The sequence below is a fragment of the Paraburkholderia sp. GAS448 genome, from assembly GCF_050435685.1.
GTDB lineage: Bacteria > Pseudomonadota > Gammaproteobacteria > Burkholderiales > Burkholderiaceae > Paraburkholderia.
Window position 1 is genome coordinate 606,496 of record NZ_JBNDKT010000001.1, and the last position, 17,511, is coordinate 624,006.

11 protein-coding genes and 1 pseudogene are annotated in these 17,511 nt (G+C 64.0%); 8 read left to right on the forward strand and 4 right to left on the reverse strand.

Annotated features, from left to right (window positions below):
* Window positions 1–303: 303 nt before the first annotated feature.
* From P3T23_RS02880 to P3T23_RS02895, 4 genes and pseudogenes are all read left to right on the forward strand, one after another.
* Window positions 304–639, forward strand: coding sequence for a hypothetical protein (locus tag P3T23_RS02880; RefSeq protein WP_429314667.1), 336 nt, complete (start codon window positions 304–306; stop codon window positions 637–639).
* A 446-nt stretch (window positions 640–1,085) separates the two neighbouring features.
* Window positions 1,086–1,244, forward strand: a complete 159-nt coding sequence (locus tag P3T23_RS02885) for a hypothetical protein (protein WP_166656310.1) — start codon at window positions 1,086–1,088, stop codon at window positions 1,242–1,244.
* A 513-nt stretch (window positions 1,245–1,757) separates the two neighbouring features.
* Window positions 1,758–2,066, forward strand: coding sequence for a hypothetical protein (locus tag P3T23_RS02890; RefSeq protein WP_429314668.1), 309 nt, complete (start codon window positions 1,758–1,760; stop codon window positions 2,064–2,066).
* Window positions 2,067–2,290: 224 nt separating this feature from the next.
* Window positions 2,291–2,610, forward strand: a pseudogene (locus P3T23_RS02895) (3-hydroxyacyl-CoA dehydrogenase family protein); the annotation flags it as partial.
* On the opposite strand, the gene P3T23_RS02900 reads toward P3T23_RS02895, so the two are convergent.
* The 3 genes from P3T23_RS02900 to P3T23_RS02910 all read right to left on the reverse strand — a co-directional run bounded on the left by P3T23_RS02900 (window position 2,582) and on the right by P3T23_RS02910 (window position 7,820).
* Window positions 2,582–4,549: a methyl-accepting chemotaxis protein gene (locus P3T23_RS02900; protein WP_429314669.1), complete on the reverse strand. Its 1,968-nt coding sequence runs from the start codon at window positions 4,547–4,549 to the stop codon at window positions 2,582–2,584. The pseudogene P3T23_RS02895 and the gene P3T23_RS02900 overlap by 29 nt on opposite strands.
* Window positions 4,550–4,645: 96 nt before the next feature.
* Complete coding sequence (locus tag P3T23_RS02905) at window positions 4,646–7,009, reverse strand: heavy metal translocating P-type ATPase (RefSeq protein ID WP_429314670.1); 2,364 nt, start codon at window positions 7,007–7,009, stop codon at window positions 4,646–4,648.
* Window positions 7,010–7,178: 169 nt separating this feature from the next.
* On the reverse strand, window positions 7,179–7,820 hold the full coding sequence (locus P3T23_RS02910) for an FMN-binding negative transcriptional regulator (RefSeq protein ID WP_429314671.1): 642 nt from the start codon (window positions 7,818–7,820) through the stop codon (window positions 7,179–7,181).
* A gap of 259 nt (window positions 7,821–8,079) precedes the next feature.
* Between P3T23_RS02910 and P3T23_RS02915 the strand changes: the two genes are divergently transcribed.
* Window positions 8,080–9,492, forward strand: a complete 1,413-nt coding sequence (locus P3T23_RS02915; protein WP_429314672.1) for a DUF1254 domain-containing protein — start codon at window positions 8,080–8,082, stop codon at window positions 9,490–9,492.
* 184 nt (window positions 9,493–9,676) lie between these two features.
* The gene (locus P3T23_RS02920) at window positions 9,677–13,483 is read left to right on the forward strand and encodes a DUF748 domain-containing protein (protein ID WP_429314673.1); all 3,807 of its coding nucleotides are present in this window, start codon (window positions 9,677–9,679) and stop codon (window positions 13,481–13,483) included.
* A 24-nt stretch (window positions 13,484–13,507) separates the two neighbouring features.
* Here P3T23_RS02920 and P3T23_RS02925 read toward each other — a convergent pair whose 3' ends face one another.
* The gene (locus P3T23_RS02925) at window positions 13,508–15,070 is read right to left on the reverse strand and encodes a PLP-dependent aminotransferase family protein (protein ID WP_429314674.1); all 1,563 of its coding nucleotides are present in this window, start codon (window positions 15,068–15,070) and stop codon (window positions 13,508–13,510) included.
* A gap of 128 nt (window positions 15,071–15,198) precedes the next feature.
* Between P3T23_RS02925 and P3T23_RS02930 the strand changes: the two genes are divergently transcribed.
* Entirely contained in the window at window positions 15,199–16,290 is a 1,092-nt protein-coding gene (locus P3T23_RS02930; protein ID WP_429314675.1) for an ABC transporter ATP-binding protein, read from the forward strand.
* A gap of 65 nt (window positions 16,291–16,355) precedes the next feature.
* Window positions 16,356–17,405 (forward strand): ABC transporter substrate-binding protein, encoded by a 1,050-nt coding sequence (locus P3T23_RS02935; RefSeq protein WP_429314676.1) that lies wholly within the window; start codon window positions 16,356–16,358, stop codon window positions 17,403–17,405.
* The last annotated feature ends 106 nt before the right edge of the window (window positions 17,406–17,511 follow it).

Here is a 17,511-nt window from a genome sequence, read left to right on the forward strand (position 1 = left end):
TGCGCCGGGAGGCTTTCCTTCGGCGGCGAATCGATGGTCTGCATCGACGGCGTGAACGGAACATGAGCTTGCGCCCGTTGTCCGTAAGTCATGCTGATGTCGGGAGCCGAAGCAGATCAGCAGGGTTCACGCGCGTTTCGATGATCAGGCGGGCAATCACGTGGGGAACCACGGCCGGTTGCCGTCGCTGAAACGTGTTGTATCCGTCGCGCCAATAGCGAGCGGTACAGGCTGGTTCGACAGAAGCAGAGAAGACAACAGGTCACGCATTGAATACAAACATTCAACACCGGAGACACCTTCATGCGCGAAGTGCCAGACGTTCAACGGTCGCTCTATACCCAGACTGATTCTGTTCCGCGCTTTGTCGCGCGCGATTCCAGCAATCCTGCCGCCGCGCTTGTTTATTGGCTTGGCGTGTCCGAACCATCGCGCGAAGACAGCTTCTTCGAGGCAATACAAAAGTTCGGCCCGCTGATGCAGTTGGTACTCCCCGACGAACGTCCCGGTGTTTTCGTCAATCGCGGCGCAGTCCACGTGGTCCACAGCGGTGGAATCGTGAAGCGACTGGTGTTCAAGGACCTGTCGTCGCTGGATGTGCGGTACGACGGTCCGTGTAGCGACCTCTGCGGCCGGTAGGCACACCGTCTGCGCCGCGGGGTTCCAGCAGGTCGTCGTCGGCGGCCCGCGTCGTCGCTCCTCTCATCAGGTTGAAAGATCCAGATCCGGTCGTCAGACGCTCCGGCGGGGACCATATCGCCTTCGCCCAAGTCGAAGGCATTTCCGCGCGACTGGTCAGCAACCGCTCCCTCCGAAGCAGCCTTTTCCTGGACGGATTCGGACGAACGCACCGCAGCGCCTGTTCCGCTGAATGGGGACGGACTAATTTCCTTGTCTGAAGAAATCCCGCTCGATGCTGATTCGCACTGGTTGTTGTATTGATGCAACGCACCATTGGCAGTCTTGACTGTGTGACAGCGGGTCACACGCAAATAAATGTTGCATTGCACTAGATTTTGATCAGGGAAAACCCTATACTTCTTTCTAAGGGAAAACCCTGCATCTTTAATCAACCGGGAGTCGCCATGAGCTTGATCCTTGCACTATTCAATAAGGTTAGCGACCTCTTCGCGTCGCCGTTCCTGCCGATGGATTCTGATTATTCGTACGAAGCGCGCCACCGCGAAGCGGAGCGTGTTCGCAAGTCGCAATATTTCGCCGTTTTCGGCTTCCTGCGCGGCTGATCGACTGTCCGGCGCGCGGCACGTCCGCGGGTCGAGTGCGCGCATTCTCGTGCGCATTGTTTTCAGGGCCCGGTGCGCTAACGCGCGCCGGGCTTTTTGTTTCTCCGCGAAATCCGCGCTTCATTCGACAGCGCCTGCTTCCATCCCTCGCGCACCATCCCGCACAACCGCACGCCCTGCGCACCCGTTGCGAGTCCAAGCCGCTAATCACTGGACTGTCCTTTCACCTGACTTTTGTTCTCCGACTCCGCCGTTATTTCATGATTGGAAGGGATGTAACCAGGGCTCACAGATAGCTGGCAGCCGCCGTCCCTCGAGCCGGCTCGCAAGCCTCTGTGCGGCTGGAGTTTTTTGGCATCACCCGGGATTGGTATGCATCGTTAATTTGAAATGTGTGCTTACAAGTCCTCACGTTCCCCGCCGGTTTGTGTCGCTAAAGTGGGTCTCAAGCGCACGGCACCGGATTCCCGATATTTCACCCGGCCGGCGAACAACCCTAAAGGGAGGTAAAACATGAAAACCTTGAATCGCACGTCACGTTCCGTCATTGCAACCCTGCTTGCTGGCGGTGCATTGCTGAGCGCAAGCGCCGCGTTTGCGCAGCAGGATCCGATGTATGTCCATGGCGGCCCGCCGCCCGCGACGTACGAACGCCCGCACATGATGCCCGTCGGCGTGAACATCGACACTGGCTGGCACGGCGACCGTTACTACGACGGACATCGCTACTGGGAGCACGACGAATGGATGCGCCATCACCCGCATGACCCGGATCCGCGTCGTCACCACGATGACGACCATCGTCCGCAACCGCGGTACTGATGACGCAACCGGCATGACGCCAGCAATGGCGTCATGAGGTTGACGCAGTCCTGCCACAGGGCCGGCTCTCGCATGAGAGACCGGCCCTGTGTCTTTCAGTCTCGAGAAAATGGCTGCTGCGTTATGCTCCCGGGTTTTCATCGACATCACGGCAGGAGAGCAGCGTGGACAGGAGCAACCCGGGCAAGTCAGTTGTAGGCGTGGTGGGCACGGGCTTGATTGGCGTCGGCAACCGGCTGCAGTTCGCGGTGCTGCGCGAGGCGCTGAACATCGTGCGCCCGGGCCCGGCGACACCGGAGGTCGTAGACCGTGTGATGAAGGCGTCGCCTGGACGCCGCTGGGGTATCGCCGGACCGTCGACATTTCGACGCACCTGATGCCTGAGCTTGCCAAGGATGAAGATGTGATCGATCTTCTGCGCGAGCAGGTGGACGCGGGACGCGTCGGCGTGCGCAGCGGCGCGGGCTTCTACGACCCCGCAACGCGGCGATACCACCCCGTGATGCAACCCCAGGTCAGCCGCGCCCGGACGCGTCCAGCTTGAACACGCTGACCACCTGCGCCAGACGCTCGGCGTGATCGCGCAGTTCGGCGGCGGCCTGCTCAGCTTCGCCGACAATCGCCGCATTCTGCTGCGTCGCTTCGCCGATCTGCGTGACGGCGAGATTCACCTGCTCGATGCCGCCGGATTGCTCGCGCGAAGCGACGCTGATCTCGCTCATGATTGCCTGCACCTGGCCCACGCGTTCGACGATGCTGTGCATCGTCGTGCTCGCTTCCTCAGCGATCCGGTAGCCGGACTCGACCCGTGCCGTCGATTCGCCGATGAGCGCTTCGATCTCCTTGACGGCGGCCGCGCTGCGCTGCGCTAGCGCGCGCACTTCCGACGCCACGACGGCGAAGCCCTTGCCGTGCTCGCCCGCGCGCGCTGCCTCGACGGCCGCGTTCAAGGCGAGGATGTTGGTCTGGAACGCGATGCCTTCGATCACGGTCGTGATGTCGGCGATTTTCCGCGACGAGCGGCTGATGTCGCCCATCGTCGATACGACGCGCTCTACCGCACGGCCACCTTCGAGCGCCGCTTCCGAGGCGCTGGAGACGAGCGTGTTCGCCTGTGCGGCATGGTCGGCGTTCTGCTGCACGGTGGACGTGATCTGCTCCATGCTCGCGGCGGTTTCTTCGAGACTGCTTGCCTGCGTCGCGATGCGCGCGGCGATGTCGCCGCTGCCCGCGGCGATCTTCGCGGTGCCATCCGTCATCTCCGCCGATGCGCCGCGCACCTGCGTGACGATGCGCGCAAGACCTTCGCCGATGCCGTCGATCGCGTCCATCAGCCGGCCGATTTCATCGGCGCGTCCGTTGCCGACGCGCACGCTCAGGTCACCCGACGCGAAGCGCTCCGATGCCTTCGCCGCTTCGTCGAGCGGACGGCTCACCAGCCGGCGCACGGCGACGAGGAAGATCGCTGCGAACGCGGCGACCAGCACGAAGCCGATCAGCAGGAAGCGATTGCGTGTCGCGTTGACGTTCGCCATCACCTCGTCGCGCGGCGCGATACCGCCGATCAGCCATTGCCACTCGGGCACGGTGATGAACGACACGTACTTCTCGCGCTCGCCGGTTTCGCCGAGTGTTGCGTCCTTCGACGTGTATGCGAGCTGCCCTTCCTTTGCATCAAGCATCTGTTTGTACGGCGCATTGTCTTCGTCAGCGGGTTGGCCGACCGCCGCCGGATGCACGATGAATTTGCCGCGATCCGGCCCGTTCGATGCGTCGAGCACGAAGTAATAGCCGCTTTCGCCGATCTTCAGCTGGCGAATGCCTGCCTGGATGGACTGGATCTGCGGGCCGACATCGATGCCGACAAAGAGCGCACCGATCACGCGCCCGCCGGCGTCGGTCACCGGCTTGTATTGCGTGATGAATCGCTTGCCGAACAGCGCGGCAAGGCCGGTATAAGGCTTGCCGGCCAGCAACGGTGCGTACGCCGGACCCTTGCGATCGAGCAGTGTGCCGATCGCGCGCGAGCCGTCCTGCTTCTTCAGCGACGTCGTCACGCGCACGAAGTCGTCGCCGTTGCGCGCGAATACCGTCGCGATCGCGCCGCTGCGTTCGAGAAACTGGTCTGGGATCGAAAAGTCGAGATTCAGGGGTTTGTCGCCGGCCTTGATGGTCGGCGTGGCGACGCCGTTGATGTCGACCTTCTGGGTTTCGTCGAGCGAATATCCGCCTGGCAGGAAGCTCGCGAACAGCGACATCGAGCGGCCGACTTCAGCCGAGAGGCCGCTGTCGACGAGCGCGACTGTCGCGGCGAGCGAGCGGTCTTTTTCGGCGATGCGCGACAGCATCTGCTCATTGACCTGGTGGCCCGCCGACCGCGTCACGGCCCACGTGAACACGGCGAAGATCACCGCGACGAGGACGCACGAGAGCATGGCCAGCCGGGCGCCAACGCTGGCGCGACGCAGAGAAAGAATATCCATGGATTTTTGCCGTAAAAGGACAGGACGATTTTTGCTGCGCGGCACGTGCGACGACAATGCAGCCAATCCCTTTAACGGCAGGTCACCAGGGCATCTTTAGCTTTGGGCCACTTTTTCTTTCAACGGGCTTTCCTCGGAGCTGGCTGAGGCGCTGCCCTGATAGCGCTCCGAGCGAGCGCCGCGCCATGTCCTCAGCAACAACGCGTTCGTCACCACGCTGACGCTCGAGAACGCCATCGCCGCGCCTGCCAACATGGGGTTCAGCAGTCCGAATGCGGCCAGCGGTATGCCGATCAGGTTGTAGACGAACGCCCAGAACAGGTTCTGCTGGATCTTGCGCCAGGTGCGCCGGGAGATATCGACGGCGGCGGCGACGAGCGCCGGATCCCCACGCATCAGCGTGATCCCGGCGGCCTGCATGGCGACGTCGGTGCCGGTGGCCATGGCGATGCCGATGTCTGCGGCCGCGAGTGCGGGGGCGTCGTTGATGCCGTCGCCGACCATCGCGACGATGCCCGCCGTGCGCATCTTCAGGTCGCGGACCACGCGGGCCTTGTCGTCAGGCAGGACTTCGGCATGGAACTCGTCGATGTCGAGCGAGGCGGCGACGCTCGCCGCACTGCCGCGGTTGTCGCCGGTGACGAGCACGCTCCTGATGCCCATTTCCTTGAGGCGGGCGACAACTTCGCGCGCGGTCGGCTTCACGGTGTCGCCAAAGGCGATCAGTGCGAGGGCCGCGGGCGGCGTGTCCAGGCTCATCAGCCATGAAACCGTATTGCCTTCCGTTTCGAGCTGGCGGGCACGGGCGTCAAACTGATCCGGCAGGACGATGCCGGTTTCCTGCAGCCAGCGGCCGCTTCCGACGGCGAGCGTGCGGCCGTCGACATGCGCTTCGACGCCGCGACCGGCCACCGCCCGCGCGGCGGACGCGGCCACGGAAGCACCCGCACGCGAAGCTGTAGCGGATTTCGTTTCGCCTTGTGCCCGCTCATACGCGGCCACCACCGCCCGGGCGAGCGGATGGTCGCTGTGCCGCTGAACCGCAGCGGCGAGCGCGAGCGCCTCGCCGCTATCGATACCGATCGCCTCGAACGCCGTGACCGAAGGTTGTCCAAGCGTCAATGTCCCGGTCTTGTCGAACGCAATCACGTTCACCCGATGCGCGATTTCAAGCGCTTGCGCGTCCTTGATCAGCACGCCGTGACGTGCGGCGACGCCGGTGCCCGCCATGATTGCCGCCGGCGTCGCGAGGCCGAGCGCGCACGGACAGGCGATCACCAGCACGGCGACCGCGTTGAGGATGGCAGTTTCGACGCCCGCGCCGGCGATCAGCCAGCCGCCGAGCGTCAGTGCCGCGACGACCAGGATCGCCGGCACAAAGATCGCGCTGACGCGATCGACCAGTCGCTGGATCGGTGCTTTCTCCGCCTGCGCCGATTCGACGAGCCGGATGATCCGCGCGAGCGTCGTTTCCGCACCGATCGCTGTCGTCGTGACGACGATCGCGCCTTCGCCGTTGATCGAGCCGCCGGTGACGGTGTCGTCGGGCTGCTTTGCGACCGGCAGGCTTTCGCCGGTAATCAGCGACTCGTCGATGTGCGTGCGGCCTTCGAGCACCGCGCCGTCGACCGGCACACGCTCGCCCGGCAGCACGATGACGAGCGTGCCAACGCGCACCTGCGCGAGCGGCACCTCGCGTTCGTCGGTCCCGACGCGAATGCGTGCGCGATCGGGCCGGAGCGCGTTGAGCGCGCGGATCGCATCGGTGGTTTGCCGTTTGGCGCGTGCCTCGAGCCATTTGCCGAAGCGCACGAGCGTGATCACCACGGCCGACGCCTCGAAATACAGATGCATCGTGTCACCGGGATGCGTCACCATTTCGTAGACGCTGACTCCGTACGCGGCCGACGTGCCGAGGGCGACCAGCAGATCCATGTTTCCCGCGCCAGCCCGTACCGCGCGATACGCCGCGCGATAAAAGCGCGCGCCGAAACCGAACTGGACGACCGTCGCCAGCGCAAGTTGGGCCGGGACGGGCAGCATGGCGTGCAGGCCGAACCATTCGCCGACCATCGGCACGACGAGCGGCAGCGTCAGCAGCGCAGCCAGCAGAACGGCGTAAAGGTCATGGCGGGCGCTGTCGCGGGGCTTTTCATCGGCGGCGGCGGGGGCGGCGCTTTCATGAACGACCGGCGTCGCTTCGTAGCCGGCTTTCGTGACAGCCGCAACGAGCGTGTCAGCCGTGACAGACGTTTCGGCCTCGATGGTGGCCTTTTCGGTAGCCAGATTGACGGTGGCACGTGTAACGCCCGGCACCCGCGCGAGCGCTTTTTCAACCCGCGATGCACACGATGCGCACGTCATCCCGCCGATGTCGAGTTCGACTGATTCGACAGATGAAGCCGCCGTGGCTGCATCCGGTGTGGGCGCGACACGCCGGGGGGTGGAAAGATCGGTCATGTTTTGCTCCGGTTCCGCTGGCGGTAAAGGGTCCGCCCGATGAAACCAGTTTCGACGTTCCCATGGTGGGAAGGTCAAGCACTGTTTAAGCGCCCGATACGCTCATCCGCCACCCAAGGGCAACCCGGGCGCGGCGTCGTCACGTAGCAACCGGGAAACCTGGCGACGCTCAGAGCGCGGGCGGCGCTTTCAGCATCGCGTCGGCGATGTCCACCTGCTCGTCGCGGCCTCGCTCGCGCAGTGTGTCCGCGGCGCCACGCCGGTCCGCGCCGGCCTTGTTCTGGCTCAGCTTCCACTTGCCGACGAGCTGCGTCACCTCGATCTCGATGCCGACGATCGCCCCCAGCATCTGGGAAAGATAGTCAGCTGGAGCGTCGCCCATCTTCCACGGCTGCGGCTCGCCCGCTTCCATCCTGCGGGTCAGCCGGGCGACGAAACCGCGCACGAACGCCTCGTCGTCACGCACGGCGATCCGGCCATGCGCGTGAACCACCATATAGTTCCAGGTCGGCACCTGGCGATGCGTCTCATGCTTGCTCGGGTACCACGTCGGCGAGATGTACGCCGTCGGACCCTGGAAGATCACCAGCGCGTCGGGCCGGTCGGCAGCCTCACGCCAGACGGGGTTGGCCCGCGCGACGTGCGCGCGCAGCGTGCCATGCGGCCCGCTGGCCGGATCGAATTCGAACGGCAGATGGTTGGCATCGAGCCCATTGGGTCCATGAGTGACGAGCGTACCGAACGGGTGTTCGGCCATCAGCCCGTGCAGCATCTCAGGGCGGTTTTCTTCGAAGTGGGCAGGGATGTACATACAAGCTCCGGATGCGAAAGGACGGCAACAATTGCGGGGCGAGACCGCTTACCGCTTACGATAGTGCAACAATCGGCGTCGCGTTCACGGGAACAGTATCCGCGAGCCGTTGCTCTTGCCTGGCCGCCAAGGATACGATACAACCCGATGTCGGCATCAGATTCGCACAGCTTCGCATCGGACCCGGGGGGGCGCCATGCGAACAGGACCGCGCTGAGCGTCGGCACCCAATGGACCGCTGTTCCGCAAGAATCAACGAATGATAAAAACTCGACGAGAACTGTTTTCTCTTTCCTCGACCTGCGCGTCGCTCGCCGGCCTTGCGTTTCTTGCGGGATGCGCCTCTTCACCCACCGTCGCGCCAAAGACTACCGGCTGGATCAAGGACGAAGTCGCCGACTCCTATGTTTTCGCCTATCCGCTCGTTCTGATGGACCTGGCCCGCGAAGCGGCCACCGGCACCGATCCGGGGCAGGCGCCCGTCAACACGCTGCGTCACGCCCAGGCATTGCCGCCCGTCGGCGCCACCAGCCCATCGACGCCCAGTCTCGACACGCTCGATTCGACCGGCTGGCTGGATGTCAGCGACGAACCTGTGATCCTGTCGCTGCCGGATTCGCATGGCCGCTATGTCGACGCCCGCGCGCTCGACATGTGGACCAACGTGATCTGGTCGACGGGCGCGCAAACCGACGCGCGTGTTGGCGGCCTGAAAGCGAAAACGATTGCGTTTGTCCAGAAGGACTGGCAGGGCACGTTGCCCGCGAATGCAAAACGCATCGATGTACCGACGCGCTATGTCTGGATCGACGTGCGCGTGCAGTCGAACGGCAAGCATGACCTGACGGCTGTGCGCAAACTGCAACGCGCGATCCGCGTCGCGCCGCTCAGCGTGTTCAACGGCGATACGCGCGTGGCTTCGGTGGTCGCGCGCAGCAATCCGCCGGATATGGGCGTATCCGGTACGCCGGCCACGCAGGTCGCCGCGCTCGACGCCAATGGCTTCTTCAACCGGCTGGCGCAGGCCTTGCAGGACAACCCACCGTCGCCGGATGACCCGCATGCGCTGAACATTCTCGGCAATCTCGGCGTGAACCCCGGTGAGCCGGTGCAGTTGCCGAAGAACGCCAGCGACGCGATCGCTGCGGGCCTCGCCGACGGTCGCGAACGCGTCGCCACGCCTCCGTCCAACCTGCTGATGGCCAATGGCTGGAAATGGTTCGGCGATGGTGTCGGCAACTATGGACCCGACTATGCGCTGCGTGCGTACGCGGCGTTCACGCAGCCGGGCGTCGGTACAAAGGACGACGAAGTGCGCGCGATGGTGGCGCTCGATAGCGATGGTCATGCGCTCAATGGCGCGAACCGCTATGTGATCCGCTTCGAGCCGAACCAGTTGCCGCCGGTGCGCGGCTTCTGGTCGATTACGGCTTACACGAAGGATGGCGCACTCGGCGAAAGCGCACCGGCGCACGTCGCGGTGGGCGACCGCAACGGCGCGCACCGCAATCGGGACGGTTCGCTGGATGTGACTGTCTCGTCAGCGCGCGGGAAATCCGCGAACTGGTTGCCGGCGCCGCGCGCAGACTTTCAGCTTGTGATGCGCCTGTATGCGCCAAAGCCGCAGGCCACTGACGGCACGTGGCAGCCGCCGGCCGTCGTGCGTCAGTGATGTGACAGACGCGGGTCCGCACCAGGTGGCGCACGACTCGCGGTAGTACGCGGCACGAAACGCACTGCGTACGATTCACCTTTCCTGACATTGCTGTTGTCGTGCAAGTTTAGCGAAGTATACTTCCCGCAATCTGGACTTACGTCATCGCGGTGGGCTGCCGCCGCATCACCGGCGACCAAGCATGGCAAGCACCAACAAGGCAACCCTCGTTTCTTCCCTGCAGGCCGCGCGCGGCGTCGCGCAAGCCCGTCGAACCCGACGCATCATCTTCGGCCTGCTGATTTTCCTCGTGCTGTTCGGTCTGTTCGGCTTTTTTGCGGCGCCTCCGCTGATTCGCCACATCGCCGAGCAACAGTTGAGCAAGCAACTCGACAGGCCTGCCACCATCGGCCGCGTCGCACTCAATCCGTACACGCTCAATCTGGAAGCGAACCGCATCCATATCGGCGAGCGCGGCGGTGCGGGCAATTTCATCGACATCGAGCGGCTGATCGTACGGCCGTCGTGGTCGTCGCTGTTTCGTGCGTCGCCGATCATCGATGAAGTGAGGGTGGATTCGCCGCGCTTTCATATCGTTCGCTACGATGCGCAACGCTTCAATTTCACCGATCTGATCGAGAAGTTTACGAAGCAGCCGTCGAATCCGGAGAGCAAGCCGACGCCCTTCTCGGTGTCGAATATTCACATCGAAAACGGCCGCATCGAATTCGACGACCGCCTGCTTGGCGTGCAGCATGTGGTTGACCGCTGGTCGCTCGGCATTCCTTTCATCGCGACACTGCCGTCGAAGACGGACATTTTCGTGCAGCCACAACTGCGTGCGCGGGTCGACGGCAGTCCGCTTGCTATCGACGGCAGAACGAAGCCGTTCTCCGCATCGCGTGAATCGGAAGTCGCGCTTCGTTTCGACGGGCTCGACGTGCCGCGCTTGATGTCATATGTGCCCGCGAAGCTGCCTGTCGTTATTCAGGCGGGCAAGCTCTCGAGCGACCTGAAGCTACACTTCGTGATGACGGGCGACGCGCCGACGCTTAGCGTCACCGGCACCACCGATCTCGCCGATATCGATATCGTCGATGAGGGCAAGGCGCCGTTCTTCGCTGCGCACGGATTGCATGTGGCCGCGGCATCGCTGGAGCCGCTCAAGAGCGTGTATCGCTTCGACGAGATCCGGCTCGATACGCCGAACGTGGCGTTGTCGCGTGACAAGGATGGCGTGTCGAACGTTCAGCGGATGTTCGCGCCGGCGCGCGAAGCGCAGGGTCAGGCCGGCGCGCGAGCGCAGCCCTCGGCCGCAACGGGCGCCTCAGCCGCGGCAGCCGGCACGTCCGCCAGCGCGCCGGTCGGTGCTTCGCCGGCGCAGGCGGAACAGAAGGCCGCACCGCCGCTCGATCTGTCGATCAAACGCTTCGCCTTGAACAACGGCACAGTGCAGGTTGCGGATCATGGCGTGGCGACGCCGGTTACGCTGGGCTTCGCGAACATCGATGTCACGCTGGCAAACTTCTCGACGCTCGGTCAGCCGCTGGCGCAATACACGCTGGCGATGGCGTTCAAGGACGGTGGTTCGTTGAACGCGTCCGGCTTGCTCGGTCTCGCCGCGAAAACCGCGGACTCGAAAATCCACCTCAAGGCCGTGCGCCTGCCGTTCCTGCAACCTTACCTCGACGGTGTGACGGCCGCGCAGGTCATGGACGGCACGCTCGGCACGACCGCGAACGTGAGCGCGAACTGGGCGAAGTCGCCGCCGGAATTGCTGGTCGGTGAAAGCGAACTGAATCTGCAATCGCTGAAGCTTGCGGCGCGCGGCACGAAAGAACCCGTCGTCACGCTCGCAGAGGGCAGTGTGAAGGTGAAACAGGTCGACGTCTCGGGGCGCAAAGCCGATATCACCGGCGTCGACGTAACGGGCCTCACGGTGGAGGCACAGCGCCTGAAGGACGGCAGCATCGATCTGGCTGCGCTGGCGGGTCCGCACGAAGCCGCGCCGGAGCACACGGCGTTGCACAAGGTTCAGAAGGCGCAGGAGCAGGGGCCGTCGTGGCAATACCGGATCGGCGAACTTAACCTGAAAGACGCTTCCGCCAACTTCACCGACAACACGACGCCGCATCCGGTCAAACTCAGCTTCACGCCGTTGCAGCTGAAAGTGCAACAGATCACCGACGACCTGAGCAAGCCGCTGCCCGTCGACCTTCAGGCGACGCTCAATCGCAAGGGCACGCTTGGCGTCACTGGCGATGTCACCGCGACGCCGCTGAAGCTTGGGCTGAAGATCGACGCGGACCGTCTCGACGCGGCGGCTTTTGAGCCGTACTTTGGCAACAAGCTGAACGCGACGATCGCGAGCGCGCTCCTGAACGCGAAGGGCGAACTCGCGCTGTCGCAAGGTGCGAAAAACAGGCAAGGCGAAAGCGCGCTCAAGGCGTCGTATCAGGGCGACACCGCGCTCGTCGACGTCCGTATGCTCGACAAGGCAACCTCCGATCCGTTTGCCGGCTGGGGTTCGCTCGCGTTGACGAACCTGAAGGCGAACTACGACGAGCACGGCACCAACGTCGACGCTGGCAAGGTGACTTTTTCGAACTTCTATGGCCGCGTCCTGCTCGATGCACAGGGCAAGCTGAACCTGAAAGACGTGGTCGCACAGGAGAGCGGTGCCGCGAAATCGCTGACGCGCGACAAGAGCGGTGGCAGGGAGCCCATCCCGTTGACGCCGCAAGCCGCATCGGCTCCAGAACCCGCGTCGGCACCGGCCACGCCGCAGACCGTGACTGCCGCGACGCCGCCGCAGAGCCCGGTGAAGATGCACTTCGGTCAGCTGGTTCTGCAGAACGGCAGGGTCACGTACACCGACAACTTCATCAAACCGAATTTCACCGCGAACCTCGTCTCGATTCAGGGGACCATCGGCGCGTTCGGCACGCAATTGACCACGCCCGCGCCCGTCGACGTCGCCGCGAAACTGGCCGCAAATGGTCCGATCTCAATTCGCGGCACGGTCAATCCGCTGATCGCGAAGCCTGCGCTCGACCTGACGGCGAGCGCGCACGGCATCGAGCTGACGAACCTCACGCCCTACTCGGCGAAGTACGCGGGTTACCCGATCACGAAGGGCAAGCTGAACGTCGATCTGCACTACAAGCTCGACAACGATCTTCTCACCGCGAATAACCACCTGTTCATCGACCAGCTGACGTTCGGCGACCACATCGACAACGACACCGCCACGAAGCTGCCGGTGCGTTTCGCGATATCGCTGCTGAAGAACTCGCGCGGCGAGATCGACGTGAACATTCCCGTCTCCGGCTCGCTCTCGAATCCGGAGTTCAGCATCGGCGGGTTGATCTGGCACGCGGTGCTGAACCTGCTGGAGAAGGCCGTGACCGCGCCGTTCTCGCTGCTTGCCAACGCGTTTGGCGGCGGTGGCGAAGAAATGGGCTACGTCGAGTTCGATGCGGGCTCGGCGAAGCTCACGGACGCCGCCACCCAGAAGCTCGACACGATCGCCAAGGCGCTCGCCGACAAGCCGTCGATCAAGATCGACCTGATCGGCCGCGTCGACCCGGCCGTCGACGAGCCGGCGCTGCGCTCGCTGTACGTTGATCGTCTGGTGAAGCAGCAGAAGGTCAAGGACGTGGTCGGCAACGGCGAGAGCATCGATCCGTCGACAATCGCAGTCGATGAGAAAGAGTACGAAAAGTATCTGACGAAGGCCTATAAGGATGGCGACTTCAAGAAGCCACGCAACTTCGTTGGCCTGACGAAGACGCTGCCCGACGACGAGATGAAGGCCGCGCTCGCCGAACACGCGCCGATCACCGAGGCGAACCTGCGCGATCTCGCGCAACGGCGTGCGCAAGCGATCCAGCAGTACTTCGAAGGCAAGATCGACAGCAGCCGCGTCTTCATCGTCGCGCCGAAGCTCAACGCGGACGGCATCAAGGACAAGGGCGCGCCGACGCGCGTCGATTTCGGACTGAAATGAGCGGCGCTTTCGGCGGCGCGGAGATCAGGCGGCGCGCGTCGGCACGCGCAGCGCCGTCTGTTCGATGATGCGGGCGAGCGTCGCGAAGGCCGGCCCGATCTTCTCATTCGGCACGCAGGCATAGCCGAGCAGCAGCCCCCGCCGCATCGGCCCTTCGCCGCTGTAGTACGAGGTGAGCGGCCGCACGATCACGCCTGCGTCGTAGGCCGCCGCCACCACTTCGCGGTCGTTTGCGTGGTCGGGCAGGCCGAGCACGAGGTGCAGGCCGGCTTCGTCGCCCATGACGGGCAACGCGTCGCCGAACTGCGCGGTGATCGCGTCGATCAGGATCTGCCGGCGTTCTCCGTATAACGCACGCATGCGCCGCACGTGCGACGTCAGGTGGCCGTCCATGATGAATTCGGTGAGCACGGCCTGCTGCATCAGCTGCCCTTCGCGATACAGCTCCGCGACGCCCGTCCGGAACGTATCGACCATATGCTCCGGCGCAATCATGTAGCCGATCCGCAAACCCGGAAACAGCATCTTCCCCAGACTGCCGACATAGATCACCTGGCCCGCATCGTCCAGCCCCTGGAGCGACGCGAGCGGGCGGCTGCCGTAACGGAACTCGCTGTCGTAGTCGTCTTCGATGATCCAGACGCCGTGCTGTCTCGCGTATTCGAGCAGTGTGCGTCGGCGCGCGAGACTCATTACCATTCCAAGCGGATACTGATGCGATGGCGTAACGAGTGCGAGGCGCGGCGGATCCTGCACATCCTGTTCGCGCGGGTTCAGCCCCTCTTCGTCGACCGGCACCGGTACGAGTGTTAACCCGGACGATTGCAGCACGCTGCGCGCGCCCCAATAGCACGGCTCCTCGACCCACGCGCGGTCGCCGACATCGGTCAGGAGCCGCACCGCGAGATCGATCGATTGATGAATACCCGTTGTGATGATGATCTGGTCCGGCGTGCAGTTCACCGACCGCGCGACCCGCAGATAGTCCGACAGCGCGCGCCGCAGCGGCCGGTAGCCGCCGCCCGGCGCGTAGGTCAGCAGATCGGGATTGGCTTCCTTCCACAGGCGGGCCTGCAGGCGGCTCCAGGTGCGCGCCGGAAACTCGGCGACATCCGGCACGCCCGGCATGAACGCCCCCCACTGTTTGAGCGAGACGCCCGCCTTGTCGATCAGCCGGCTGCCGCGCGAAGACAGGCAGCGGCGTTCACGCTTTGGCGGCTGCGGCAGTGCAGCAAGATCCGTGACGCCGGCGACGCTGGCTGGCACCTGTGCCGCGACCGTGGCGGCCGTCTTGCGGCCGCCCACCGCGGCGCTGTCCGGGCGCGTGTCGGCGACATAGGTGCCGCTTCCGGTCGTCGAGATCACGTAGCCCTCGGCGGTCAGCTGGTCGTAGACGTGCAGCACCGTGTTGCGCGCGATGCCGAGGTCGCCCGCGAGCGTGCGCGAACTTGGCAGCTTGGCGCCGGGCGGCAGCTGGCCGGTCAGGATGGCCTGCTGCATCAGCCGCAGCACCTGCCGGTAGACGGGTTCGGCCGCCACCCGGTCGAGCCGTGCGGCGAGCCAGTCAGACAAAATGACCGTGTCCAAGTGGTTCTATCCGGAATAATGAAATGGTTCCATATTGTAGAACCGGGACGGGCTATAGTGGATCACGCGATTAATGCAATTTCCTCTTTCGAGGGGAGCCAGCCGGGATGACGAAGGAGACGTAGTCGATGAAAACGAACGATGTGATCGTCAGCTTTCGAGGTGTGCGCAAGACGTATGACGGTGAAACGCTCGTCGTCAAGCAACTCGATCTCGACATTTATCAGGGTGAATTCCTGACGTTGCTGGGGCCGTCGGGCTCGGGCAAGACCACCTGCCTGATGATGCTGGCGGGCTTCGAATTTCCGACGGGCGGCGAGATCTGGCTCGACGGCACGCTGCTCAACACGGTGCCGCCGCATAAACGCAACATCGGCATGGTGTTCCAGAACTACGCGCTGTTCCCGCACCTGACAGTCGAGCAGAATGTGGCGTATCCGTTGACGGTGCGCAAACTGTCGGCGGACGAACGCGCGCATCGTGTCGATAACGCGCTCAGGATGGTGCGCATGGAGAGCTTCGCGAAGCGCTATCCGGCGCAACTGTCGGGCGGTCAGCAGCAGCGTATTGCGCTCGCCCGTGCGCTGGTGTTCGAACCGAAGCTTGTGCTGATGGACGAGCCGCTCGGTGCGCTCGACAAGCAGCTGCGCGAGCACATGCAGTACGAACTGAAATCGCTGCACGAAAAGCTCGGGGTGACCTTCGTCTACGTGACGCACGACCAGGGCGAAGCGCTGACGATGTCCGACCGCGTCGCGGTGTTCGACAAGGGCATCGTGCAGCAGCTCGATACCGTCGACAGCCTGTACGAATCGCCGTGCAACGAGTTCGTCGCGAACTTCATCGGCGACAGCAACAAGCTGCGCGGCACGATCGCCCATGTCGACGGCGAGTTCTGCGAATTCCACCTGGCCGACGGCACGCGCCTGAAAGGCCGCAACATCGGCGGCGCGCAGGCGGGCACACCGGCCGTCGCGTGTATCCGGCCCGAGCGCATGAAGCTCGCCGGCGGCGCGAGCCGGCACGGCTCGAACGCGCTCGCCGGCGAGGCGCGCGGCCTCATCTATTTCGGCGACCACGTGCGCATGCGCTGCGGGTTGCCCGAACAGGACGAGTGCTTCGTCAAGGTGCCGCTCGGCACCGAAGCACTCGATACCTTTGCGCCCGGAGCACCGGTCGCACTCGAATTCGCGCCTGAGCATCTGCGCGTTTTCGCCTGAGTTGAGCAGTACTCAAGCACGATAACGACCCTGACGGACCACCAGAAGAGAGAGAGGAACACACCATGTTGAAGATCGGGAAATCGCGCTGCGCCATCGCCGTCGGTGCGCTTGCACTGGCGCTCGGTTCGGCGCAGGCCATGGCTGCCGAGCTGACGGTTGTCAACTTCGGCGGCGCGAATGGCGACGCGCAGAAGGCGGCGTTCAACGAGCCGTTCGCCGCGCAGTCCGGCGCGAAGGTGACCGCCGTCGAATACAACGGCGAGCAGGCCAAAGTGAAGGCGATGGTCGAAGCGAAGCACGTGAACTGGGACGTCGTCGAAGTCGAATCCGGCGACCTCGGACGCGGCTGCGACGAGGGCCTGTACGAAAAGCTCGACTGGTCGAAGATCGCGAAGAAGTCGGATCTGATTCCTGAAGCGCCGCAGCAGTGCGGCGTCGGCATCTTCGTATGGTCGACGGCGATGGCGTACAACGCCGACAAGCTGAAGACCGGCCCGACAAGCTGGGCCGATTTCTGGAACGTGCAGAAATTCCCGGGCAAGCGCGGCATGCGCAAGGGCGCGCGCTACAACCTCGAATTCGCGCTGATGGCCGACGGCGTCGCACCGAAGGATGTGTACAAGGTGCTCGCCACGAAGGAAGGCCAGGACCGCGCGTTCAAGAAGCTCGACGAACTGAAGCCGAATATCCAGTGGTGGGAAGCAGGTGCGCAGCCGCCGCAGTTCCTCGTCGCGGGTGACGTGGTGATGTCGACGGCGTACAACGGCCGCATCGACGCCGCACAGAAGGAAGGCAAGAACCTGAAGGTGGTGTGGAACGGCAGCATCTATGACCTCGACTACTGGGCGATTCCGAAGGGCACGCCGAACAAGGATCTCGCCGAGAAGTACATCGCTTACACGGTGTCGTCGAAGCCGCAGCAGGAATACGCGAAGCACATTGCGTACGGCCCGGTGAACGACGCGGCCATCAAGTCGCTCGACGCGAAGACGCTCTCCAATCTGCCGAACTCGCCCGCCAACGGCAAGAACGCCGTGCTGCAGAACCTGACGTTCTGGACTGACCACGGCGACGAGCTGGAGCAACGCTTCTCTTCGTGGGCCGCGAAGTAAGCACAGGGAAGTGCCAGCTGGACGTAGTGTGCAGTAACCCCGGATGGCGCTGCTTCGCACGCGAAGCAGCGCCGCATCGAAGCAGAAACGCGCATGCATGCAGGCC